Below are 23,173 nucleotides of genomic sequence, written 5' to 3' on the forward strand. Positions count from 1 at the left end.
TCCTTCGTAGGTCTGCGGGTCCGCCTCACGCCGGATGGAGTGGGCGACACATCGCGGATCGCCGCTGCTCACGCGTGCGCGCCCGCGCGAGTCGGCCAGTACGCATCGCGCAGCGGCTTCTTGTAGAGCTTTCCGGTTGGCAGGCGGGGCATCTCGGAGATGAAGTCGAACGACCTCGGACATTTGAACTTCGCCAGCCCATCGCGGCAGAAGGCGTCCAGCCGCTCCCCCAACTCGGTCTGGTCGGCGTCGGGGTCGACCGGTTGGATCACTGCCTTGACCGCCTCGCCGAAGTCCTCGTCGGGCACGCCGAAGACCGCGGCATCGAGCACCTCGGGATGGGTGACGAGGAGATTTTCCACCTCCTGCGGGTAGATGTTCACCCCGCCGGAGATGATGACAAACGCCTGACGGTCGGTGAGGTACAGGAATCCGTCCTCGTCCAGGTAGCCGATGTCCCCGATCTTCGACATCGTGCCGTCGGCGTCCCGAGCTTCGGCGGTCTTGCCCGGATCGTTGAAGTATTCGAACGTTGCACCGACGCCCCGGAACCAGATGGTTCCTGGTACTCGCGGCGGGCATGGGTTCCCGTCATCGTCGAGGATCACCGGCTCACCCATGAACGGACGGCCGACGGTTCCCTTGTGCGCCAGCCACTCCTCGGGTGTACAGCCACAGATGCCGTTCGCCTCGGTGCCGCCGTAGTACTCGTAGATGACCGGGCCGAACCAATCGATCATCGCCTCCTTCACCGCCACCGGGCACGGTGCGGCACCGTGCACCACCACCTCCAACGACGAGAGGTCCTGCTGCCGTTCTCTTTCCGGGAGTTTGAGCATGCGCGAGAACATGGTGGGAACAACCATGGAATGCGTGATCCGGTGTTCCTCGATGAGGTCGAGGTAGTCACGGGCATCGAACCGCTTCATCACGACGATCGTCGCGCCGAGACGGATGCCGATGGCCACCGACGACTGAGGCCCGGAGTGATACAGCGGAGCGGGCGAGAGAAAACGCATGCCCTCCCGGAGGTGGAAGACCTTCCGACCGAAGTCCTCGATGTCCAGGATCTGTCCCGGGTGCGCGTCGGGCAGATTGCGCTTGATGGCCTTGGGCCGGCCGGTGGTGCCCGACGAGTAGAACATCGGAGTTCCCAGTCGCTCGTTCTCGCCTGGGGCGTCGCCGAACCCGGCGACAGCCTCGGCGAACGACTCGAATGGTCCGGGCATGGATGCGAGCTGGTCGGCGTCGACGAGGAGCCAACGACCCACCGCTGGGCACAACTGCGGTAAGTCTTGTGCTACATCGAATTTCGCCACTGTTGTGATGACCAGCTTCGACTGCGAGTCGTTGATGATGTACGCGGCCTCGCCGGCCGACAGAAACGAGTTGACCGGCGTGTAGAACAGTCCGCTGCGTTCGGCTGCGGACATCGCCACGATCATCTCGACGTGATTCTCCATGAACAGGGCGATGTGGTCGCCCGGCTCACATCCGTTCGCACGGAAGAGCGCGGCGAGTCTGTTGGCGCGCGAGTCGAGGTCCCCATAGGTGAGAATCGCATCGCTGCCCGCCATGATCACGGCCGGGCGGTCGGGGTGTTCGGCGGCGTGACGTCCGGGATACATGGGAACTCCTTCTACGGGCGGATCGGTCGCAGGAACTCGGCGACGGCCCAGCCGCCGACGCCTTCGGCGAGATCGACGGTCATCTGCCCCATCCGCACCGCGCGGTCCTCGGTGCGCTGGGTGACCGGGACGAAGTGGCGGATCGTCCCGTCGACCACGATCGTCGGCAACCCCTCTGCCTGGACGACGCCGACGTGGCGCCCCGAGTAGGTGGATTCGCCGGCGTAATCGGTGAGGACGCGGTAGTCGGTGATCGGGTGGGCGACTCCGTCGGTGGTCAGCACGGCCCCAGCCGACACCCTGATCCCTGACTTCTCGTATTCGCCGTAGGCACTGAATGCGGTCCCGTCGGCGAGCCAGCCGGCCACCCATTCCCCGGTGTAGGAATCCCATTCACGCGGACCCCACGAATGGTCCCGAAACGACGTCACCTTCTCGAGCACCCAGGTCCGCGTCCCGACCCGGATGGTCCCCGAGAGATGACCGAACTGCTCGTAATGGTCGGTGGCGAAGGTCGACTCGCCGGGCGTGCAGTCGCCGCCACCGTCACTGTTGATCACGAACATCGGACTCGATGCCTCGTAGGTGAGCGAGATCTCGCAGTCCTCGGCGGGCGCGTTCTTGAGAGCGATTCGTCCGTTCTCTGCCATCAGGGACGGATGCGTCACGCGCGCAACCGAGTTGCGGTAGGTGATCGTCGCCTTTCGAGTGGGCTCGGTGAACACGATCTCGAGGCCTTGACCGGCGAACCCGTCGTTGGTGTCCCGGGGTGTCCGACCCGCACGAAATGCGATCGCGCCGCCCGGCAGCGTCAGTTGCACCGAAGTCTCGCTGTAGCCGAGATTCGGACGGTTGCCGATGCGCACGAGACCGCCCAATTGCGAGACGGGGTCGACGAAGTTGAAGTAGACGCTTTCGTTGAAGTTGTGGACGTCGGCGGGGTCGTGTGTTCCTTCGGCGTCGGCGCCGTACTTGCACACGGTGAACGGCTGGTTGGTCATTGTGCTCCTCTGTCTGCGGCGATCAGCTCAGAAACGCTGCGCCGGCGAAGGATCGAGTGGGGGGAAGACAGCAGGTCGGCGCTCCAGAAAGGACATGACGCCCTCCCGAGCATCATCGGAGTCGACTCGACCGGCGTAGATTCGGGACTCCTGGGCCGCAGCCGGACCCGGGTGGGAGTGGAGCCACGCGCTCGAGAGCAACCTCTTGGACAATGCCACGGACGTAGGCGAGGTGTTCCGGGCGAACAATCGCGCGTACTCATGGGCGACCGACATCACCTGATCGGCTGGGACCACCTTCGTGAGGAAGCCCGCTTCGTAAGCCTCAGCTGCATCGAAGACTCGGCCCGTCAGCAACCAATCGGCAGCACGACCCAACCCGACCAGTCGCGGGAGGAACCAGGACGACGCACCTTCGGGGACGACACCCCGCTGAGTGAACACGAACCCGAACCGGGCGTTCTCACTCGCGATGCGGATGTCCATCGCTGCGGCGATCGTCGCCCCGCCGCCGATGGCATGCCCGTTCAACGCTGCGATGACCGGCTTGCACATCGAGAACAACCGCTCGCTGATCCGGCCCGCCGGCTCACGGTAACCCGTCGGGGTGTGACCGTCGACGTCCTCGACCAGCGCTCGCGACAGCGTCTCGGGCCCGTCGAGATCGGCTCCCACGGAGAAGGATTCGCCGGCTCCGGTGACGATCACCGCGCGGACATCAGGATCGCGGTCGGCACGATCCAAGGCATGGAGGGCATCCACGAGCATCTGGACCCGCATGCCGTTGCGGCGCTGCGGAGCATCGAGTGTGATGACGGCGACGCCATCCGCGATCTCGTAGTCCACCTCGTCGTACGATCTGTTCACAGCGCGTTGTGCTGCAGACGAACCCGTCACAGCCCGCCACCGCAGACCAGGACCTGTCCGGTGATGTAACTCGACTCCGGGCTGCACAACAGATAGACGGCCCCGGCCGCCTCCTCGACCGTTCCGGCACGTCCGAGGGCGATCCCCTTCGTCGCCGCTTCCATCACCGCCGGATCCATCCCGACCCTGATGTCGCGGTCCTCGACCTTGATCGTCTTCGCCTCAGTGGTCACCGACGTCAGACGCGTGCTGATCACGCCGTAGGCCACCGCGTTGGAGGTCACGTTGTAGCGTCCCCACTCCTTGGCGATGGTCTTGGTGAGGCCGACCATTCCGGCTTTGGCCGACGAATAGTTCGCCTGGCCGGGGTTGCCGAGCAGACCCGAGGTCGAGGAGATGTTGACGACCTTGCGGCAGGGAACCGAACCCTGCTCGCGCTCCCGTTTGACCGCTGCGCTGATGACCGGTTGAGCGGCGCGCAGGATTCGGAACGGCGCGGTCAGATGCACATCGAGGATGTCGGCCCACTGCTTGTCGGTCATCTTCTGGATCACACTGTCCCAGGTGTAGCCGGCGTTGTTCACGATGATGTCGACACCGCCGAAGTTGTCCACCGCGGTCGTCACGAAACGGTCGGCGAATTCGGGGTCGGTGACGCTGCCGATGCAGGCGACCGCCTGCCCTCCTGCTGACTCGATCTCGGCCACAACCTCTTTCGCCGGCTCTGGATCGAGGTCGTTGACCACCACCCGAGCTCCCTCGGAAGCGAGCTTCACGGCAACCGCACGGCCGATTCCTCGGCCCGAACCCGATACCAGCGCGACTTTGTCCTGCAGTTTCTGCACGCTCACGTGCTGCCTCCCAAGGCGTTTCGGCGTTCGTGGGGTCCGCGCGATTGCCGCGCCGCCCCACCGGTGTGGAATCTTGTGATCGTAGTCACTGGGGTGAATGCTAACTTCGGCCTATATGAAGAGTCAATAGCCCACTGACTGGTGAAATGAGCGTGTTGTTAGTGACGACTTTATGTGGTTTGGTGATGTCACCAGCCTCGAGAACACACCGAACGAAAGATGGACCATGACGAATGTCTGCATCAGCGGTGTAGGGATGATGCCCTTCACCAAGCCGGGCAAGAGCCAGACCTATGACCAGATGGGCGCAACCGCCGCGCGCGCGGCGCTCGCCGACGCGGGACTGGACTACTCGGACGTGCAACAGGCCTATGTGGGCTATGTCTACGGCGATTCGACATCCGGGCAGAACGCGCTGTACGAGATCGGCATGAGCGGCATCCCGATCGTCAACGTCAACAACAACTGCTCGACCGGTTCGAGCGCCCTGTGGTTGGCTCGCCAGGCCGTCGCCGCCGGCACCGCCGACTGCGTGCTCGCTCTGGGGTTCGAGCAGATGCAGCCCGGAGCGCTGGTCAACGCCTACGGCGATCGCCCCAGCCCCACCGAGCGTGGCGAGAAGATCGCGCAGTCGCGGCCCGACGGCGACGCGCCCGCACCCATGGCTGCCAAGATGTTCGGTGGCGCAGGCATCGAGTACATGGACCGTCACGGAGTCACGGCAGAGGTCTTCGGCCGTGTCTCGGTGAAGGCACGGACCCACGCCGGCCGGAATCCGCTGGCGGTGTTCCGCGATCCGATCGACCTCGACACTGTGATGACGTCGAAGCAGATCTGGGGACCCTTGACCCTGCTGATGTGCTGCCCGCCGACCAACGGCGCAGCCGCAGCCATCGTCTGCAGCGAGGAGTTCGCCCGCGCCCGGGGCATCGACGCCAGCGTCCGCCTCCGCGCGCAATCGATGGTGACCGACGTCCCCGGGACCTTCGACACCACCGACATGATGCGTGTAGCCGGCTACGACATGACCGCCAAAGCCGCGGCCGAAGTCTACGAGCTGTCCGGCGTCGATCCGCTCGACATCCCCGTCGTCGAACTGCACGACTGCTTCTCCACCAATGAGGTCATCACCTACGAAGGGCTCGGACTCACCCCAGAGGGCACCGCGGAGAAGTTCGTCCTCGACGGCGACAACACCTACGGCGGTCGCGTCGTGACCAACCCGTCCGGCGGCCTGTTGTCCAAGGGGCATCCACTCGGAGCCACGGGCCTCGCCCAGTGCGCCGAGTTGGTGTGGCAGTTGCGCGGCCAGGCCGGCGATCGCCAGGTCGAGGGCGCTCGTCTCGCCCTGCAGCACAATCTCGGACTGGGCGGTGCATGCGTCGTGAGTCTGTACGAGAAGGTGTCCTGATGCCTCTCGACCGAGCGATTCTCGACGTCGAGTCCCCTACCGTCGTCGCCGACATAGAACGCGGCCGTATCCGCCAGTTCGCCACCGCCGTCGGCGAATACGATCCGATCCATCACGACCGTGACGCCGCGGTCGCCGCCGGCCATCCCGACGTCCTCGCGCCGCCGACCTTCCTCTTCGGTCTCGAGCTGGAGAACTCCGACGTGTTCGGCGACCTCGCGGCACACGGGGTCGACCTGGGTACGGTTCTCCACGGCGAACAGCGGTTCAGATACTTCGCCGACGTGCACGCAGGCGACACCGTCGGCTTCGCCACCCGTTACGTCGACGCCTACTCGAAAGCCGGGGGCGCCCTGGACTTCCTGGTGCGACGTACGACGGTGAGCCGCGGCGACGAGGTGGTCGCAGAACTCGAGAGCGTCAGCGTGATCAGAAATCCACAGGAACCGACATGAGCGCACCAGCCCCCGGCGACGTGGTCGCCGAATTGAGACCCGGCGCGGTGACCCGCACCACGCTCGCACTCTTCGCCGGCGCATCAGGCGATCACAACCCCATCCACATCGACATCGATTCGGCCCGCGCCTCGGGCATGGACGACGTGTTCGCCCACGGGATGTTGTCCATGGCTTACCTGGGTCGCCTGTTGACCCAGCGCTTTCCGCAGAGCAGTATCCGGGAGCTGTCGACGCGGTTCACCGCGATCACACCGGTCCTCGCCGAGCCGGTCCTCACCGCCACCGTGAAAGAGCTGGTGAGCGTCGACGACGAGCAGCGCGTCGTGCTCGATCTCGACGTCCGGCTGGCGGATGGCACCCGAACGCTTGCCGGCACCGCCGTCGTGGCTTGGTCCGGTCCTGATCGGGACGCGAATGCGACACTTGCTCCATGACCGACACCACCCACGTCGCGCCCACCTCCCTCACCCGGGGTGAACATCGAGCCGAACAGATCGTGCGAGCCGCGACCCTACTGTTCCAGGATCTGGGATATCAGAACGTCAGCATCGACCAGATCGGCTCGGCGGTCGGCCTCACCGGCCCGGCCATGTACCGGCATTTCAAAGGGAAGTACGCAATCCTGGTGCAGGCGTTGCGCAGCCAGGTCGCCCTGGTCGAAAACCTGACCGACCGGGCGGATCGAGAAGGCACGACCCCGCAGGAGCGTCTCGATCTGTTTCTCGACGGCCTTTCCGACATCACCGCCAACGGCGACGAAGCCACCCTGTGGCGTCGAGAACAGCGACACCTGCGCGACGCCGATCGGGCCGAGTTCGAGGACGACTTCCGCAAGAACCGCGACCGCATTGCATCGAAGATCGCCGCAGTCAGACCCGAGACCCGCAAGCAGGACCGAGAATTGCTCGGGTTCGCGGTGTTGACCATGTACTCCAACACCCCCAGTGTTCGAGGCAATCTGACGCCCGAACGCCTGATCAGCGTCCAGCAGGCGATCGCTCGAGAAATCATCAACTGCCGACTCCCCGCTGTCGACACCGACGTCGTCACGGCCCCCACGCCGGCACTTCGTCGGCCCGCCGGTCGCCGGGAGCGAATCCTCACGGCCTCGACCGCCTTGTTCGACGAGCGAGGCTTCTACGACGTGCGTATCGATGACATCGCGAAGGCGTCGGAGATGTCGGTGGCGACTCTGTATCAGCATGTGACCGGCAAGACCCAGGTGCTGAGCGCGATCCTGGAGCGTGGTGCCGAAGGTCTGCTCTACGTCACCGCCGAAGCCCTGGCACACGCGACGACGCCGGCGGAAGTTCTCCGGACGCTCATCGACACCTATGTTCGCCAGGCACTCGGCGTTCATGGACGCATCATGCACATTCTCGCCGCGGACCTTCTCTATCTCTCCGACGACGAACAGCTCCGCCTGCGCGAAACCCAGCGCGAATACATCGCCGAGTGGATGGAGGCGATCTCCGCGCTGTCCGACGAGGTGACCGGCGACGACGCGCGCGCACTCGCGCAGGCGGCGATCGCCGTCATCACCGACGTCTGCCAGAACCCCGAACTCAAGTCCCGTCCGGGCCTCGCCGAGCAACTGTCGGCGCTCGCACACGCAATGGTCATTCCCAGGGGTCTCGAACCCTCGTGATGTCCCACATTCCGAAGGAACGCACGCCATGTCCTCTTCCGAACCCCGCAGCGCCGTCGTCATAGGAGGTGCCTCCGGAATCGGAGCCGCGATCGCACGCGCGCTGGCCGCCGACGGAGCGGTGGTCACCGTCGCCGACCGCAATCTCGACCTCGCCGAATCCATTGCCGCCGAGCTGGGTTCGCCGCATGATGCCGCAGCGGTCGACGTCGTCGACGAAGACTCGGTCCGCGAACTGTTCCACTCCGTTCGAGCGCACCGCGGGCACGTGGACGTCGTCGTGAACAGCGCCGGACTCAGCGTCGCCGGAGCGGTCACGGACTTGGCCATCGAGAAGTTCCGCCGCGTTGTCGATGTCTGTCTCACCGGAGCGTTCGCGGTCATCAAGCAGGCGGCGCGGGCAATGGACGACGGCGGGGTCATCATCTCGCTGTCGTCGCTGAACGCGCGGCAGCCGGGAACCGGGATGAGCGCCTACTGCTCGGCGAAGGCCGGCCTGGCCATGCTCACCCAGGTGGCCGCACTCGAGCTCGCCGAGCGGAAGATCCGCGTCAACGCGATCGCGCCCGGAATCGTGATGACTCCCCTCACGACACCATCGATGTCGGTGCCGGGCCTCGAGGAGGACTACCTGGCCAACACCCCGCTGGGGCGGTCGGGAACTCCCGAGGAGGTCGCCGAAGCCGCCGTCTACATGACGCACGCGTCATGGCTCACCGGAGAGAGCCTCGACCTCAACGGCGGCGCACACCTGGCCCGCTACCCGGATCTGCTGGGCCACTTCCAGCGCGCCTCGGCCGGGTGACCGACGCCTGACGCCACTCAGTCGAGCCGCCAGTCCTCGTACGCGCGTGGGTCGTTGATCGGTTCGACGTGCATCGTCACGTTCAGTCCGTCGACCGCGCTGCGCAGTTCGTCCTCGACCCGCTCGGCGAGGTCGTGTGCGCGCTGCACCGACCAGTCGCCGGGCACCAGCATGTGCATCTGCACGAATCGCTCATGACCCGCCTCGCGCGTGCGGATGTCGTGGAAGTCGATTCGATCGGCGCGGTGCGCGGCGAGGACCCGGTCGATGGTGGCCCGCTCGTCGTCGGGCAGTGCCGCGTCCATCAGCCCCGCACCGGATCGCCACACCAGCCGGCCGCCCACGACCAGGATGTTGACCGCCACCGCGATGGCGATCAGGGGATCGAGCGGCAACCAGCCCGTGGCGGCCACCAGGAAGACGCCGACGACCACCCCGATGGTCGTCCACACGTCGGTCATGAGGTGTTTGCCGTCGGCTTCGAGTGTCAGTGACCGATGGCGGCGCCCGGCTCGGATGAGCACCCAGCCGACGACCGCATTGACGGCGGTCGCACCGATCGAGATCGCCAGTCCGACACCGACTTCCTCGAGCTCCTGCGGATGGAACAGACGGTCGGCGGCCGTGACGATGATGACGACCGCCGCGACGACGATCATCACGCCCTCGAACACCGCCGAGAAGTACTCGGCCTTCGTGTGTCCGAAGTTGTGACTCCGGTCGGCCGGCTTCGCCGCCACCCGCAGAGCCACGAAGGCTCCCACCGCCGCAACGAGATTGACCACCGACTCCAGCGCGTCGGAGAGCAGACCGACCGAACCGGTGATCCGCCACGCGATCAGCTTGAGACCGATCACGACGATCGCGGTCGCGATGCTCAGTACCGCGAACGCCGACAGATCACGGCGTGGGGTGCGCCTCGTCACGGCCATGCCCCCGGTCAGGCCGCGAGCCCCCGGCGCCGCAGCAACGGGTCTATCCGCGGTCGGCGACCGATCAGGCCTTCGTGCGCGACAAGCGGATCGACGCTGTCGCCGCGGGACAGAGTGGCGTCGGCGAATCGCCGGCCGTTCTCGCGCTGCAGCCCGCCCTCGGCGAGGAACCACTGCTCGGTCTCGGCGTCGAGCACCTCCGACCAGATGTAGCTGTAGTACCCGGCGGAGTAGCCGCCGCCGAAGATGTGGTTGAAGTACGCACTCCGGTAGCGCGGCGGGATCAGCTCGGTGTGGAGTCCCGCGTCGGCGAGCGCCTGCGACTCGAAGGTCTCGACATCGGCGATCGCCTCGGCCTCCGACACGGACAGCCGATGCCAGGCGAGGTCCAGGGAGGACGCGGCGAGGTATTCGATGGTCCCGTGTGCAGATTCGGTTCCGGCCGATTCCCGTGCCGCCTCGGCCAGTTCGGCCGGGATGGGCTCGCCGGTCTCGTGGTGCCGGGCGTAGTTGGCCAGCACGTCGGGGTGCAGCGCCCACATCTCGTTCACCTGCGACGGAAACTCGACGAAGTCCCGCGGGACCGACGTACCGGACTGCGACGGGTACTCGACCGACGACAACAGCCCGTGCAGCGCGTGTCCGAACTCGTGGAAGAGGGTGGTGAGCTGATCCATCGTGAGCAGACACGGCTGTCCGGCATCGGGCTTGGTCAGGTTCAGCACGTTCACGATGATCGGATGGGTCTGCAGCACCGACGACTGGTCGACGATGTTGTTCATCCATGCGCCACCGCGTTTCGACGGTCGGGCATAGAAGTCGCCGAGGAACAGGCCGATGCCGACGCCCGTGTCGTCGCGCACCTCCCACGCGCGTACGTCCGGGTGATACAGCGGCAGATCGGTCAGCTCGACGAAGCGCAGTCCGTACAACGTGTTCGCGGCGTGGAACACGCCCCGGGTCAGCACCGTGTCGAGTTCGCAGTAGTCCGCGAACCCGTCGAGTGGCACCGACGCCTGCGACCGCTTCTCGCGGTCGAGCCAGTACGTGAGATCGGCGGGACCGATCGGCACATCGCCCGCGAATTCGGTGAGACGGGTGAGTTCGCGGCCGCCGGCACGCATGGCCGACGCGTTGAGTTCCCGGAGCATGTCGTCGACCGCCGCCGGGTTCGGTGCGGTCTGCTCGGCGATGACGAACTCGGCATGGTCGCGGTAACCGAGCAATTCGGCGCGCCGCGCCCGCAAGCGGACGATCTCGAGGACCAGGTCGCGGGTGTCGTGCTCGTTGCCTCGAGCGCACCGGTTCACCGATGCTTCGAACACCCGTTGCCGCACATCGGCGTTCGCCAGTTCGGTCAGCACCGACTGGCTCGTCGGCAACTCGAGCGTGATGAGGTGCCCGTTCTCGTGTCCCGCCTCGATCGCGGCGCGTCGCGCGGCCGCGATCTGCCCGGCGGACAGGCCGTCGAGGTCGGTTGCGTCGCCGACGAGAACCGCCGATTCGTTGGTGTCGTCGAGGATCTTCTGGGAGAACGTCGTGGTGAGATAGGCCAGCCGGGAGGCGATCTCGCGCATCTCCTGCTGCGCGTCGGCCGGGAGTCCGGCGCCGGCGCGAACGGATTCCCGGTACCGCTTGTCGAGCAGCCGACGCTGCGGCTCGGTGAGGCCGAGATCGTCGGCGCGCGCGTGGAGGTCGGAGATGCGCTCGAACAGAACCGGATTCATCGCGATCGTGTTCGCGTGATCGGTGAGGAGCGTCGAGAGCTCCTGGGAGATCTCGTTCCGCTTCGGGTTCGTGTCCGGTCCGACGAGGTTGAAGAAGATCCCCGCCGCGCGCGCCAGGTCGCGGCCCGAGAGCTCGAGCGCCTCGATCGTGTTGACGAACGTGGGCGCTGCGACCTCGGCCGCGATCGCTTCCACCTCGGCGACATGTGACGCCATGGCCGAGGTGAACGCCGGCAGGAAGTCGTCGTCGGAGATCGACCTGAAGTCGGGGAGATCGTAGGGCAGACCGCTGTGTACCAGTACCGGATTCACGCTCGTGGCACCCTGCCCTGCAGCCATCGTCTCCCCTTCGGTCATCACTTCCCCTTCGGCTTGTCACCCACCGCGTCGGTGGAGAGCGCGGCCACGAACGCCTCCTGCGGGACGTCGACCCGGCCGATGGTCTTCATCCGCTTCTTGCCCTCTTTCTGCTTCTCGAGCAGCTTGCGCTTACGGCTGATGTCGCCGCCGTAACACTTCGCGAGCACGTCTTTGCGGATGGCGCGGATGTTCTCGCGCGCGATGATCTTGGAGCCGACCGCAGCCTGCACGGGAACTTCGAACTGCTGACGCGGGATGAGCTCCTTGAGCTTGATCGCCATCCGGTTGCCGTACGCGTAGGCGGCGTCCTTGTGCACGATCGCACTGAACGCGTCCACGGCCTCGCCCTGCAGGAGGATGTCGACCTTCACCAGGTCGGCCTCCTGTTCGCCCGCCTCCTCGTAGTCGAGGCTGGCGTAGCCACGCGTGCGGGACTTCAGTGCGTCGAAGAAGTCGAAGATGATCTCCGCCATCGGCAGCGTGTACCGCAGTTCCACGCGCGTCTCCGACAAATAGTCCATGCCGCCGAGCTCGCCGCGGCGGGACTGACACAGCTCCATGATCGCGCCGATGAACTCGCTCGGCGCGATGACCGTCGTCTTGACGATCGGCTCGTAGATGTGCCGGGTCTTGCCCTCCGGCCAGTCCGACGGGTTGGTGACCACGTGCTCGGAACCGTCTTCCATCTCCACGCGGTAGACGACGTTGGGGGCGGTCGAGATCAGGTCGAGGTTGAACTCGCGCTCGAGTCGTTCGCGGGTGATCTCCATGTGCAGCAGGCCGAGGAAGCCGCAGCGGAACCCGAAGCCGAGCGCGACCGAGGTCTCCGGCTCGAAGGTCAGTGCGGCGTCGTTGAGTTGCAGCTTCTCGAGTGCCTCACGCAACACCGGGTAGTCGGAGCCGTCGAGCGGATACAGACCCGAGTAGACCATCGGCTGCGGCTCCCGGTACCCGGTGAGTGCCTGCTCGGCGCCGTGCCGGGCGGTGGTGACGGTGTCACCGACCTTCGACTGCCGCACGTCCTTCACACCGGTGATCAGGTAACCGACCTCGCCGACACCCAGACCCTTGGTCGGCTTCGGCTCCGGGGACACGATGCCCACCTCGAGCAACTCGTGCGTGGTCCCGGTCGACATCATCAGGATCTTCTCCCGCGGCACGACCTTGCCGTCGACAACACGGACGTAGGTGACCACGCCGCGGTAGGTGTCGTAGACCGAGTCGAAGATCATCGCCCGCGCCGGGGCATCGGGGTCGCCCACCGGGGCGGGCACCGAGCGGATGACCTCGTCGAGCAGTTCGGTCACGCCGACACCGGTCTTGCCCGACACCCGCAGCACGTCCTCGGGTTCGCATCCCACGATGTGCGCGAGCTCGGCGGCGTAGCGCTCGGGGTCGGCCGCGGGCAGATCGATCTTGTTCAGCACCGGGATGATGGTGAGGTCGTTCTCCATCGCCAGATACAGGTTGGCGAGCGTCTGCGCCTCGATGCCCTGCGCGGCGTCGACGAGGAGCACCGCGCCCTCACACGCCTCGAGCGCGCGCGAGACCTCATAGGTGAAGTCGACGTGCCCGGGGGTGTCGATGAGATGCAGGACGTAGTCCTCGTCGCCCGCCGCGGACTTCACCGTCCAGGGCAGACGCACGTTCTGCGCCTTGATGGTGATGCCGCGCTCGCGCTCGATGTCCATCCGGTCGAGATATTGCGCCCGCATCTGCCGCTCTTCGACGACGCCGGTGAGCTGCAGCATCCGGTCCGCCAGCGTCGACTTGCCGTGGTCGATGTGGGCGATGATGCAGAAGTTCCGGATACGTGCCGGATCGGTGAAGGTGGTGTCGGCGAAGTTGGGAATGGGAACTACTCCTCGAACGAGAACTGCGGTAGAGAACGGATGCGGATACAGGATGTGGTCCAGTTTCTCATGACCGGCCGACGCACCGCGCCCGGCCACGTCTCCCTTCGAGACGGCCCTCCGCAAGCTCCGGGCCTCCTCAGGGATCGGAGGGGCCGGCCCTCCGCAAGCTCCGGGCCTCCTCAGGGATCGGAGGGGCCGGCCCTCCGCAAGCTCCGGGCCTCCTCAGGGATCGGGGAAGTCCGTGAACCGCGACGAGGCGCTACCGTGGCAGCCGTGTCCGCGTCCACCGTCACCACCATCGAGTCCGACGACGTCGCCGCCGAGGTCCACCGTCCGGGCACCCCGGGTCGGGCCACGTTCGTCCTCGCGCACGGCGCGGGCGGTAATCGCGACGCCGTGATCCTCCGCGCCCTGGCCGACGAGCTGTGCGACCGCGGGTTCGTCGTCGCCCGCATCGACCTGCCGTACCGGCGACGTCGCCCCAAGGGACCGCCCAGCCCGTCGACCTCACCCGCCGACCGGGACGGGATCCGTGCGGCGTGTGCCATGTTCCGCGGCGAGTCCGACGGGCCGCTGTTCGTCGGCGGACACTCCTATGGTGGCCGGCAGGCCTCGATGGCCGTCGCCGACGACGGGCGGGCGCTGGCCGACGGTCTGCTGCTGACGTCCTATCCGCTGCATCCCCCCGGCAAACCCGACCGGCTGCGCACCGAGCACCTGCCGTCGATCACCGTGCCCACGCTCGTGGTCCACGGCAGCACCGACCCGTTCGGCACCACCGACGAGATGAGCCGCGCCATCGCTCTCATCGATGCGCCGACGCACATCGTCGAACTGGAGAAGGTCGGACACGACCTCAATCCGAAGCGGAAGCCGACCGCGTCGCTCACCGCCGACGCGGTACGCGACTTCCTGTTGCCCCTGTTCCCGGATACCGAGGAGACACACCAGTGACCAGCCGCGACGTCCGGCCCGATCTGAGGCCGACCGGCGACCTCGCCCGCACCATCAGCTACTCCCCCGACCTCGACGGCGACGCCGATCCGGGCGAGATCGTGTGGACCTGGGTCGCCTACGAGGACGATCCGAGCCAGGGGAAGGACCGGCCGGTACTGGTCGTCGGCCGCGACGCCCGTGCCGAACAGGCCGACACCGTGCTCGGCCTCATGCTGTCGAGCAAGGACCACCGGTCCGACGGCAATTGGCTTCCTGTGGGATCGGGCCCATGGGACTCCCAGGGCCGGCCCAGCTTCGTCCGCCTCGACCGCGTGCTCGTCGTCGACGATGACGGAATCCGCCGGGAGGGAGCAATTCTCGGTCGTCCGACATTCGACACGGTCGCGCACGAACTCCGCGAGCACTACGGCTGGCGCTGACCGGCCACCGAGACCTCAGGCGAGCCTGGTGATCTCGACGATGACATCGAGATCCGTCGCGCCCCCGCCGGTGTAGATGCCCTTCAGCGGCGACACATCGGCGTAGTCACGACCCACGCCCACCGACACGTGCTGTTCGGTGATCGGGGTGTCGTTGGTCGGGTCGTATCCCCACCATCCGCCCGTCCACGCCTCGATCCAGGCATGGCTCTGACCCTGCACCGTCTTGTCGATCTCGGCGTCGGGCTCGGGATGGAGGTAGCCGGACACGTAGCGCGCCGGGATACCGAGGCCGCGGAGCATCAGCAGGGTCAGATGCGCGTAGTCCTGACACACGCCCTTGCGGTCGGTCCACGCGTCGACAGCCGTGGTGTGCACACCCGTCGTACCGGGGACGTACTCCATCTCGGTGTGGATGAAGCGGCACACGGCCTCGACGGCCTCCTGGGGAGTCAGCCCCTTGGTGACCTTCTTCGCGGTCGAGAGCAGCGGCCGGTTGCGGGCCACATACGGTGTGTACGAGAGCATCTCGTCATACCGATCGATGACGTGATCGCTGTTGACGTCCTCCCACGACACCTGGTCCTCCTCGACGGGCCGGTGCCCGGCCTCGGTCTCGACGACCGACAGTCCCGAGACCTCGAGTTCGTGGTGCGGGGCATGCAGATCGAATGCGGTGACCGCCGTGCCCCAGTAATCCGTGTAGCGGTAGGACCTCGTCGCGGGGATGGTCTCGACGCGGTTCACGATGACGTTCTGCCTGGTGTCACTGCGGGGAGTGAGCCGGGCTTCGTTGTACGACGAGGTGACCGGGCTGTGGTAGGCGAAACCGGTGGAATGGACGACACGCAGGCGCCAGCTCACAGTTCACTCTCCTCGATGACGTGCGAGTCGCTGACCCGGGCGTCGGCCCACGAGACATAGGGCGACACATGGAAATACTGTTTCGTGACGGCTTCGTTCACGGCCTGGCAGGTGTCCTGCAGGTCGACGAGGCGGTCCTGCAGATCGTCGAGCAACTTCCCCGGCTCGAGGAACTCCAGCGAACTGCGCGCACGACCGAGGAGCAGTTGCGCCTCCGCCTGGGCGCCGACCCTGCTGGGCCCCTTCTCGAGCTGGCCCAGATTGTGCTCGGCGACGCTGAGCGCGTGGAAGATCGACCGCGGGAACAGTCGGTCGAGGAGCATGAACTCGACGATGTTCTCCGCGTCCAGGACACCGCGGTAGGTGCGCAGGTAGGTGTCGTGCCCGCCGGCGGACACGAGCACGTTGACCCATGCCGGCGACGACGTCCGATCACCGGCGCGGGACAACAACATCCGGATCGTCATGTCGACCCGCTCCACCGACCGGCCCAGCAGCAGGTACCGGTAACCGTCGTCGTGGCTGAGGGTCGCATCGGCGAGGCCGGCGAACATCGCCGCCCGGTTCTTCACATACGACAGGAACTCGTGCGGACCGAGACGACGTGACCGACGCTCGGCGGCGTCGAGCCCGTTGTAGGTGGTGTTCAAGCACTCCCACAACTCGCTCGAGGTGACCTCGCGCGCGCCGCGGGCATTCTCCCGCGCCGCGCGGATGAGGTCGACGATCGATCCCACCGCATCGGCGTCGTAGGCGACGCGCTCGGTCAGCGACCAGACATCGAGTTCGTCGTCGTCCTCCGGCGCCGTGAGACCGAGCACCTGGATGATCAGTCGCGCCTGCCGGTCGACGTCGACCGTGGTGTCCTCGAGGATCTGGTGGATCGCGACGTCGAGGATTCGCGCCATGTCATCGGCGCGCTCGACGTACCTGCCGATCCAGTACAGCGACTCCGCGTTCCGCGCCAGCATCATCGGACGTCACCGCCCTGCCGCTGCGACATCGTGCCGGACCGGGTTGCCCTGCCGGGAAGAGACATCGAATCCAGTTGCTGCGTCATGTCACCCAGCTGCTGGGTCATCGAACCCTGCTGTTGCTGCTGGGTCTGCGTGTGTACCGGATCGGGGGCACTCTCGGCGGGGCGGGCGGCGGCGACGCCGCTCGTCGTGACGACCTTCGCACCCGACAGCTCGCGATCCCCCTCCGAGGTGCGCGAGGCGAGCACCCAGGTGTCCTTGGAACCGCCGCCCTGGCTCGAGTTCACGACCAGCGATCCCTCGGGGAGCGCGACCCGGGTGAGGCCGCCGGGCAGGACCCACACGGACTCACCGTCGTTGACCGCGAACGGACGCAGGTCGACGTGGCGCGGACGGATGTCGTCGCCGATCTTGGTCGGCACCGTCGACAGCTGCACCACCGGCTGCGCGATCCACCCGCGCGGGTCGTTGCGGACCTTGCGTGCCAGGGCGTCCAGTTCGGCCCCGGTTGCGTCGGGTCCGAAGACGATGCCGTATCCACCCGACCCCTCAACGGGTTTGACGACGAGTTCGTCGATGCGGTCGAGCACCTCTTCGCACTCGTCGGGCAGCCAGCAGCGCAACGTGTCCACGTTCTGCAGGCTCGGCTTCTCGCCGAGGTAGTACTGGATGATCTCCGGGACGTAGGTGTAGATCAGCTTGTCGTCGCCGACGCCGTTGCCGACGGCGCTGGAGATCACGACGTTGCCCGCGCGGGCCGCGTTGAGCAGGCCGGCCACACCGAGCATCGAATCCGGGCGGAACTGCATGGGGTCGAGGTAGTCGTCGTCGATGCGTCGGTAGATGACGTCGACCCGCTGCTCGCCCTCGGTGGTGCGCATGTACACGACGTTGTCGCGGCAGAAGAGGTCTCGACCCTCCACCAGCTCGACGCCCATCAGCCGCGCCAGCAGCGAGTGCTCGAAGTAGGCGGAGTTGGCCACGCCGGGGGTGAGCACGACGATGTTCGGGTCGGCCTCGTTGAACGCTGCCGATGCACGCAGGGCGCGGAGCAGGTGACTCGGATAGTCGGCGACCGCGCGGACCTTGTGCTTGGAGAACAGGTCCGGGAACACGCGCGCCATGGCCCGCCGGTTCTCGAGCACATAGGACACGCCCGACGGCGACCGCAGGTTGTCCTCGAGGACGCGGAAGTCACCGTTCTCGTCGCGGATGAGGTCGATACCCGCGACGTGGATGCGAACACCGTTGGGCGGGCGGATGTTTGCGGCCTGCCGGTGAAAGTGCTCGCAGGAGTGGACGAGCCGCTTGGGCAACACCCCGTCGCGCAGGATCTCCTGCTCGCCGTAGATGTCGTCGAGGAAGAGTTCGAGGGCCTGCACGCGCTGGGTGATGCCGGCCTCGAGCTTGTTCCATTCCGCCGCCGAGATCACCCGCGGCACAACATCCAACGGGAACGGACGCTCCTTGCCCGAGAGCGAGAACGTCACCCCCTGGTCGAGGTAGGCGCGCCCGAGTGCTTCCACCCGGGCCTCGACGAGGTCGGACTGATCCTCGTCGGCCATCGCCTTGTAGATGCCGCGGTAGGGCGTGCGCACCTCGCCGGCGGCGTCGAACATCTCGTCATAAGCCTTGCCGTACGGGCCTTTTGCGTACCCCCCGAAGTTGCCGGTGAAGTTGTCCCCGGACGCGTTGTCGCCCGCACCCTTCGACGATCGGCCGCCGGAACCAGAACCCTTGGTCGAGCCGGATCGTCCGGCGGCCGGCCGCCCGGACGAGGTGGACGACGCCGCTTTCGCGGCTGCGGACTTACGCGCCGCCTTCTTGGCTGGCGCACTTGTCGATGCGGGGGTCATAAACTGCCATGGTGCTACAGAATGTCGAAATCGGCAGGACGTCGACCGGCCGTGTCACCGTCGAAGCCGGACCGCCGTCCGGCGCGCGTCGATCACGATGATCGACGCGCGGCGATCACCCGCCGCTTGACCCTGCGCAACACATTCGCCGCTCGCGTCCGCGCACGCGGACCCACCTTGGGCAGCGGCGCCGCGAGCACCATCGCCGCGATGGTGTCGAGCGCGACGTCGAGCACCTCGCCGTCCGAGGGCGACGGTACGTCGCCGGCGTCGTGCTTTGGCGACACCACCAGATCGTCGAGATCGCCGGCGACGTCGTAACCGGCCGCACGGACCGCCGCGACCATCCGCCGCGACTCCCCCGCCGCCCATTCCCGACTCTTGTCCGAGAGCCCCTGCGGCGGACCGGAGGGCGCCTCGAACAGGATCTCCCCGATCAGCTGTCCCTTGATGATCCGCTCGTACCGGCGCCATTCGATGGTCTCGGGCTGCAGGCGGCGGTTGAGGCCGCGCAGGAATTCGGCCTGCGGTGCGGACAGCGAACTGTTCAGGCTGGGGACGGGAATGCGTAGCGGGGTGGGGTCGATGTCCATCACCCGCAGGAACCGATCCCACAACGTGTCACCCCGCGCGGCCCCACGCCCTGGCACGGTGACGACGTGTACGCGCTCGGGTCCGACGAATCGCGACCAGCGTTCCAGGATGCCGATGTAGTCCTGGAACTCCCAGAACGGTTCCTCGTCCATGTCGGCGGCCGGGGATTCGAGCGCGACGGGCCCATCGTTGCGGCGCCCCTCGGATGCGAACGCCACCGAGTCGACGAACTCGTCGAACGACGCCCGGCGCTGGTTCTTGACGTTTTCCTGCCAGACCGACGGGAGCTGACGGCCCAGGTCCCGCACGGTCGCGATCACATGCACCTCGTCGGCGAAGGACAGATCGGCCATCAGCCGCTCGATCTGCTCGACGGTCGCGGTGCTGTAGAGCTCGTGCGAGAGCAGCGACGTCTGCGGCCAGGCCCGGATCTGACCGAGCAGCTTCGGCCAGGTGCTCGCGAACGCGGGATCGACCCAGTCGAGGTAGCGGTCCGGCTGCAGGTGCACCGCGGCATGGAAGTGATCGGAGATCACGTTGCCCGGATACAACAGCCCGGACGACTGCAATGCCAGGTCTCGGTTTCGCCAGAGGCGATCCTGGAGGTGGGTGGTCCCGGTCTTGGGAAGGCCGATGTGCACATAAACGACGGACATGATGAGTCCACCGTAGACTTGAACTCACGATGATTCTTATTGCCCGGCGTGGCGGCCGGGTGTGTCTTCGGCGCGGATTTTGGCGGGCCGAACCCGACTGGTAATGTTGTGCGCTGTTGCGGTGACGCCGCGGAAGTCCTCCGCGCGCCGACGCCGCCAGGTGCGAGTTCGGCCCCCGCGGCCGACCGCCCGACCCGAACAGACAGACAATTCCACCAGCAACGACAGAGGTAACACGCGTGGCAAACATCAAGTCTCAGATCAAGCGCAATCGCACCAACGAAGCGAACCGCCAGCGCAACCAGTCGGTGAAGTCGGCCCTTCGTACCGCGATCCGCAGCTTCCGTGAGGCTGTCGAGTCCGGCGACAAGGCGAAGGCTGCCGAGCTCGGCCAGACCGCCAGCCGCAAGCTCGACAAGGCTGCCAGCAAGGGTGTCATCCACGCCAACCAGGCCGCCAACAAGAAGTCGGCCATCGCCCTCGCGGTCAACAAGCTCTGATCTGACACCGACCCCGGTCGGTCCGACGGTTCGTCCGTCGCCACATCTTCATACCTTCGCTCACCCCGGCAGCATCCACGCGGTTGCCGGGGTGAGCGGCGTTTCTCAGCCCTCCACCGGGTGAGCCAGCCCTTGCTGGTCGAGGCGCCCACGTCGCCCCACTGCTGGTTGAGCCGGCCCCGAGCGGAGCGAGGCGCCGAGTCGAAGCCACTCCCCGCGCCCACCTCTCGGAGTCGACCGAACGACGGTCAGCTCCGTCGGCGCCCGTCGGGCCGGAGTTCCGCGACGGTCGCGACCGCATGGGTGAGGCTGTAATCGGGGTCGGCTGCCTGCCCCTTCACGTCGGCGTTGAGCGCGGCGACCACGCCGACCGCCCGGGCGATCGACTCCGAATCCCACGCCTTGGCCTTCGCCTGGACGTTCTTGACCCGGTTGGGCGGCATGCCGAGCTCTCGGGCCGCATCGAAGTGGTTGATCGATCCCATCGGCCGGATGCGGGCGATCGCGTGCACGGCCTCGGCGAGTGCGTCGGCGAGCAGCACCCTCGGCACCCCGTGGTGCAGAGCCCAGGCCAGCGACTCCAGCGCACCCGCCCGATCGCCCGTCACCGCGCGGTCGGCCACCTCGAAACCGGTCACCTCGGGACGGCCCTGGTAGTACAGCCGCACGGTCTCGCGGTCCACCTTTCCGCCGGTGTCGGCGACGAGTTGCGCACACGCGGCCGCCAGTTCACGCAGTTCCGAGCCGACGCCTTCGACGACCTGCTCGACGACGTCCGCACCGACCTTGACACCCAGCGAACGGAATTCGTTGCGCACGAACGTCATCCGCTCCGACGGCCACTTTGGGGCCGTGGTCTCGTGCTCGACGGCGCCGGCCTTCTTGAGCGCCGGGACCATCGACTTTGCCCGCCCGCCGCCGTGGTGCACGACCATCAGCGTGATGCCCTCGGGCAGTGACGACGCCGTGGCGGCGATCAGTGCGGCCGGCTCCTTGCCCGCCTCGGCGGCCGCCTCGACGACGACGATCCGCTCCTCGGCGAACAGCGACGGGCTGAGCAGTTCGGCGAGTTCGTGTTCGCTGACATCGCCGGCACGCACCCGCGTCACCGGGACAGGCGTTCCCGCCGCCTTCGACGCCGCGTCGGCCACCGCCGAGATCACCCGGCCGGTGAGGAAGTCGTCGTCTCCGAGCAACAGGTGCAGGCGATCGGTCACGGCGACAATGGTGCCAGACGAACCCGACACGGTCGCCGGACCGCCGCCCGGTCAATCGAATACGACAAAGTGGACAGGGCCTGTGGGCGAGTGAATCGGGTTGATCGCGGGTCGTTACGGTGAGCTTCTGCCAGAGGTCCACCGACAATCCAGGAGTCGCACGCGTGACTGTCGAGCACCCCGGCACCCACACGGGTGCCGACACCGACGAGGGATACCAACGCGGACTCACCGCCCGCACCGTGCAGATGATCGCCATCGGCGGAGCGATCGGCACCGGACTGTTCTACGGAGCGGGTGGTGCCATCGAGAAGGCGGGACCGGCACTCATCCTGGCGTACGCGCTCGCGGGACTCGCGATCTTCATCGTGATGCGCGCTCTCGGCGAACTCCTCATCTACCGGCCGATCTCCGGGGGCATCAGTGAGTACGCCGACGAGTTCCTCGGCCGCTTCGCCGGGTTCAGCCAGGGCTGGACCTACTGGGCCGTGTGGACGACGACGTGCATGGCCGAGATCACCGTGGCGGGCAAGTACATCAACTACTGGTGGCCCTCGGTTCCGGTGTGGGTCACCGCGCTCATCGCGCTCATCGTGCTGTTCGGCGCGAACCTGATCTCCGTCGGGGTGTTCGGTCGCGCGGAATTCTGGTTCTCCGCCATCAAGGTCACCGCCATCCTCGGCATGATCATCGTCGGCATCGGTGTGCTGCTCCCGATCGCGGGGCTCGGACCCGAGACCGGGCCGTCGGTGACGAATCTCTGGAACGACGGCGGGTTCTTCGCGACAGGCTTCAGCAACGCGCTGCTGAGCCTGCAGATCGTCATGTTCGCCTATGTCGGCGTCGAGCTCGTCGGCGTGACCGCGGGCGAGGCGCAGAACCCGCGCGTCACCCTGCGCAAGGCCATCAACACCGTGCCGTTCCGGATCGGCATCTTCTACGTCGGCTCGCTGCTGGTGATCCTCTCGGTCCGCAGCTGGAAGGACTTCCAGGCCGGCGAGAGCCCCTTCGTCTCGGTGTTCTCCTATATCGGCATCCCGGGCGCGGCAGGCATCGTCAACTTCATCCTGCTCACCGCCGCCCTCTCGTCGTGCAACTCCGGCATCTACTCCACCGGACGAATGCTGCGCTCCCTCGCCCACACCGGCGACGCCCCGCGTCAGCTGACCCGGCTGTCCAACCGCAAGGTCCCCGCCGCGGGCATCACGTTGAGCGCCGCGGTCATGGCGATCGGCGTCGTGGTGAACGTCATCGATCCCGTGCACGCCTTCGCCTACATCACCGCGGTGTCGACGGTCGGCATCATCGTGATCTGGTCGACGATCCTGGTGTGTCAGATGGCGTACCGCCGCAAGGTCGCGCGCGGCGAACTGCCTCAGTCGGACTACCGGGTCCCCGGTGCCCCGGTGACCACGTGGCTCGCACTCGCCTTCCTCGCGATGGTGTTCGTCCTGCTGTTCTTCGACCGCGACGGTCGGATCGCGCTCATCGTCGGGGCGGTCTGGTTCAGCGCCGTCGGCATCGGCTACCTGGTGTGGAACCGCACCGCGGGCGAGCTCGCCGACCGCGAGGTCTGACGGCGACCCGGC

The 23,173-nt window shown here is 66.8% G+C and carries 21 protein-coding genes; 9 read left to right on the top strand and 12 right to left on the bottom strand.

The features are described from left to right. Positions 1 to 68 precede the first annotated feature (68 nt). The 4 genes from MHN80_RS14925 to MHN80_RS14940 are packed head-to-tail and all read right to left on the bottom strand — an operon-like array spanning position 69 to position 4,347. Positions 69 to 1,628 carry an AMP-binding protein gene (locus MHN80_RS14925; protein ID WP_239402492.1) on the bottom strand — a complete coding sequence of 520 codons (1,560 nt, stop codon included), beginning with the start codon at positions 1,626 to 1,628 and terminating at the stop codon, positions 69 to 71. A gap of 11 nt (positions 1,629 to 1,639) precedes the next feature. Next, the gene (locus MHN80_RS14930) at positions 1,640 to 2,629 is read right to left on the bottom strand and encodes a hypothetical protein (protein ID WP_239402493.1); all 990 of its coding nucleotides are present in this window, start codon (positions 2,627 to 2,629) and stop codon (positions 1,640 to 1,642) included. A 27-nt stretch (positions 2,630 to 2,656) separates the two neighbouring features. After that, on the bottom strand, positions 2,657 to 3,496 hold the full coding sequence (locus MHN80_RS14935) for an enoyl-CoA hydratase-related protein (RefSeq protein ID WP_239402494.1): 840 nt from the start codon (positions 3,494 to 3,496) through the stop codon (positions 2,657 to 2,659). Positions 3,497 to 3,522: 26 nt separating this feature from the next. Beyond that, on the bottom strand, positions 3,523 to 4,347 hold the full coding sequence (locus tag MHN80_RS14940) for an SDR family NAD(P)-dependent oxidoreductase (RefSeq protein WP_004023053.1): 825 nt from the start codon (positions 4,345 to 4,347) through the stop codon (positions 3,523 to 3,525). Between the two features lie 226 nt (positions 4,348 to 4,573). Here MHN80_RS14940 and MHN80_RS14945 point away from each other — a divergent pair, with 226 nt between their 5' ends. The 5 genes from MHN80_RS14945 to MHN80_RS14965 are packed head-to-tail and all read left to right on the top strand — an operon-like array spanning position 4,574 to position 8,669. Continuing rightward, on the top strand, positions 4,574 to 5,758 hold the full coding sequence (locus MHN80_RS14945; protein WP_239402495.1) for a lipid-transfer protein: 1,185 nt from the start codon (positions 4,574 to 4,576) through the stop codon (positions 5,756 to 5,758). Continuing rightward, positions 5,758 to 6,213, top strand: coding sequence for a MaoC family dehydratase N-terminal domain-containing protein (locus MHN80_RS14950; protein WP_239402496.1), 456 nt, complete (start codon positions 5,758 to 5,760; stop codon positions 6,211 to 6,213). Before MHN80_RS14945 ends, MHN80_RS14950 begins: the two co-directional genes overlap by 1 nt. Next, positions 6,210 to 6,650, top strand: coding sequence for a MaoC/PaaZ C-terminal domain-containing protein (locus MHN80_RS14955; RefSeq protein WP_004023056.1), 441 nt, complete (start codon positions 6,210 to 6,212; stop codon positions 6,648 to 6,650). Before MHN80_RS14950 ends, MHN80_RS14955 begins: the two co-directional genes overlap by 4 nt. Beyond that, the gene (locus MHN80_RS14960) at positions 6,647 to 7,864 is read left to right on the top strand and encodes a TetR/AcrR family transcriptional regulator (RefSeq protein WP_239402497.1); all 1,218 of its coding nucleotides are present in this window, start codon (positions 6,647 to 6,649) and stop codon (positions 7,862 to 7,864) included. The genes MHN80_RS14955 and MHN80_RS14960 overlap by 4 nt, the downstream gene beginning before the upstream one ends. Before the next feature lie 28 nt (positions 7,865 to 7,892). Next, complete coding sequence (locus tag MHN80_RS14965) at positions 7,893 to 8,669, top strand: SDR family NAD(P)-dependent oxidoreductase (RefSeq protein WP_004023058.1); 777 nt, start codon at positions 7,893 to 7,895, stop codon at positions 8,667 to 8,669. 17 nt (positions 8,670 to 8,686) lie between these two features. On the opposite strand, the gene MHN80_RS14970 is transcribed toward MHN80_RS14965, so the two are convergent. The 3 genes from MHN80_RS14970 to lepA are packed head-to-tail and all read right to left on the bottom strand — an operon-like array spanning position 8,687 to position 13,595. Further along, positions 8,687 to 9,601: a cation diffusion facilitator family transporter gene (locus tag MHN80_RS14970; protein WP_239402498.1), complete on the bottom strand. Its 915-nt coding sequence runs from the start codon at positions 9,599 to 9,601 to the stop codon at positions 8,687 to 8,689. A gap of 8 nt (positions 9,602 to 9,609) precedes the next feature. Then, positions 9,610 to 11,685 carry a M3 family metallopeptidase gene (locus MHN80_RS14975; protein WP_239402499.1) on the bottom strand — a complete coding sequence of 692 codons (2,076 nt, stop codon included), beginning with the start codon at positions 11,683 to 11,685 and terminating at the stop codon, positions 9,610 to 9,612. Further along, entirely contained in the window at positions 11,685 to 13,595 is a 1,911-nt protein-coding gene (gene lepA / locus MHN80_RS14980; RefSeq protein WP_374206376.1) for a translation elongation factor 4, read from the bottom strand. The genes MHN80_RS14975 and lepA overlap by 1 nt, the downstream gene beginning before the upstream one ends. 213 nt (positions 13,596 to 13,808) lie before the next feature. Here lepA and MHN80_RS14985 point away from each other — a divergent pair, with 213 nt between their 5' ends. Then, positions 13,809 to 14,498 (top strand): alpha/beta fold hydrolase, encoded by a 690-nt coding sequence (locus tag MHN80_RS14985; protein WP_239402500.1) that lies wholly within the window; start codon positions 13,809 to 13,811, stop codon positions 14,496 to 14,498. Further along, a complete protein-coding gene (locus tag MHN80_RS14990; protein ID WP_101819367.1) occupies positions 14,495 to 14,920 on the top strand; it encodes a type II toxin-antitoxin system PemK/MazF family toxin in 426 nt (141 codons plus the stop codon). The genes MHN80_RS14985 and MHN80_RS14990 overlap by 4 nt, the downstream gene beginning before the upstream one ends. 15 nt (positions 14,921 to 14,935) lie before the next feature. Here MHN80_RS14990 and MHN80_RS14995 read toward each other — a convergent pair whose 3' ends face one another. The 4 genes from MHN80_RS14995 to MHN80_RS15010 form a co-directional block, all read right to left on the bottom strand. Further along, a complete protein-coding gene (locus tag MHN80_RS14995; RefSeq protein WP_101819366.1) occupies positions 14,936 to 15,784 on the bottom strand; it encodes a transglutaminase family protein in 849 nt (282 codons plus the stop codon). Beyond that, positions 15,781 to 16,758 (bottom strand): alpha-E domain-containing protein, encoded by a 978-nt coding sequence (locus MHN80_RS15000; RefSeq protein ID WP_004023068.1) that lies wholly within the window; start codon positions 16,756 to 16,758, stop codon positions 15,781 to 15,783. Before MHN80_RS15000 ends, MHN80_RS14995 begins: the two co-directional genes overlap by 4 nt. After that, on the bottom strand, positions 16,755 to 18,617 hold the full coding sequence (locus tag MHN80_RS15005) for a circularly permuted type 2 ATP-grasp protein (protein ID WP_004023070.1): 1,863 nt from the start codon (positions 18,615 to 18,617) through the stop codon (positions 16,755 to 16,757). The genes MHN80_RS15000 and MHN80_RS15005 overlap by 4 nt, the downstream gene beginning before the upstream one ends. A 92-nt stretch (positions 18,618 to 18,709) precedes the next feature. Beyond that, positions 18,710 to 19,867 (bottom strand): sulfotransferase family protein, encoded by a 1,158-nt coding sequence (locus MHN80_RS15010; protein ID WP_239402501.1) that lies wholly within the window; start codon positions 19,865 to 19,867, stop codon positions 18,710 to 18,712. A gap of 239 nt (positions 19,868 to 20,106) precedes the next feature. Here MHN80_RS15010 and rpsT point away from each other — a divergent pair, with 239 nt between their 5' ends. Further along, positions 20,107 to 20,367, top strand: coding sequence for a 30S ribosomal protein S20 (gene rpsT, locus MHN80_RS15015; RefSeq protein ID WP_004023072.1), 261 nt, complete (start codon positions 20,107 to 20,109; stop codon positions 20,365 to 20,367). Between the two features lie 248 nt (positions 20,368 to 20,615). Here the strand turns inward: rpsT and holA are convergent, their stop codons facing one another. Beyond that, a complete protein-coding gene (gene holA / locus MHN80_RS15020) occupies positions 20,616 to 21,584 on the bottom strand; it encodes a DNA polymerase III subunit delta (protein ID WP_101819562.1) in 969 nt (322 codons plus the stop codon). 164 nt (positions 21,585 to 21,748) lie between these two features. Between holA and MHN80_RS15025 the strand changes: the two genes are divergently transcribed. Beyond that, on the top strand, positions 21,749 to 23,161 hold the full coding sequence (locus tag MHN80_RS15025; protein WP_239402502.1) for an amino acid permease: 1,413 nt from the start codon (positions 21,749 to 21,751) through the stop codon (positions 23,159 to 23,161). Positions 23,162 to 23,173 lie beyond the last annotated feature (12 nt).

Source organism: Gordonia sp. McavH-238-E (assembly GCF_022348225.1).
Taxonomy (GTDB): domain Bacteria; phylum Actinomycetota; class Actinomycetes; order Mycobacteriales; family Mycobacteriaceae; genus Gordonia; species Gordonia terrae.

Coding starts and splice junctions, on each gene's coding strand:
- MHN80_RS14955 (WP_004023056.1), top strand. CDS start 6,210: ATGAGCGCACCAGCCCCCGGCGACGTGGTCGCCGAATTGAGACCCGGC.
- MHN80_RS14945 (WP_239402495.1), top strand. CDS start 4,574: ATGACGAATGTCTGCATCAGCGGTGTAGGGATGATGCCCTTCACCAAG.
- MHN80_RS14965 (WP_004023058.1), top strand. CDS start 7,893: ATGTCCTCTTCCGAACCCCGCAGCGCCGTCGTCATAGGAGGTGCCTCC.
- MHN80_RS14930 (WP_239402493.1), bottom strand. CDS start 2,629: ATGACCAACCAGCCGTTCACCGTGTGCAAGTACGGCGCCGACGCCGAA.
- MHN80_RS14950 (WP_239402496.1), top strand. CDS start 5,758: ATGCCTCTCGACCGAGCGATTCTCGACGTCGAGTCCCCTACCGTCGTC.
- MHN80_RS14960 (WP_239402497.1), top strand. CDS start 6,647: ATGACCGACACCACCCACGTCGCGCCCACCTCCCTCACCCGGGGTGAA.
- MHN80_RS15005 (WP_004023070.1), bottom strand. CDS start 18,617: ATGACCCCCGCATCGACAAGTGCGCCAGCCAAGAAGGCGGCGCGTAAG.
- MHN80_RS14970 (WP_239402498.1), bottom strand. CDS start 9,601: ATGGCCGTGACGAGGCGCACCCCACGCCGTGATCTGTCGGCGTTCGCG.
- MHN80_RS14925 (WP_239402492.1), bottom strand. CDS start 1,628: ATGTATCCCGGACGTCACGCCGCCGAACACCCCGACCGCCCGGCCGTG.
- MHN80_RS15010 (WP_239402501.1), bottom strand. CDS start 19,867: ATGTCCGTCGTTTATGTGCACATCGGCCTTCCCAAGACCGGGACCACC.
- MHN80_RS15000 (WP_004023068.1), bottom strand. CDS start 16,758: ATGATGCTGGCGCGGAACGCGGAGTCGCTGTACTGGATCGGCAGGTAC.
- MHN80_RS14975 (WP_239402499.1), bottom strand. CDS start 11,685: ATGACCGAAGGGGAGACGATGGCTGCAGGGCAGGGTGCCACGAGCGTG.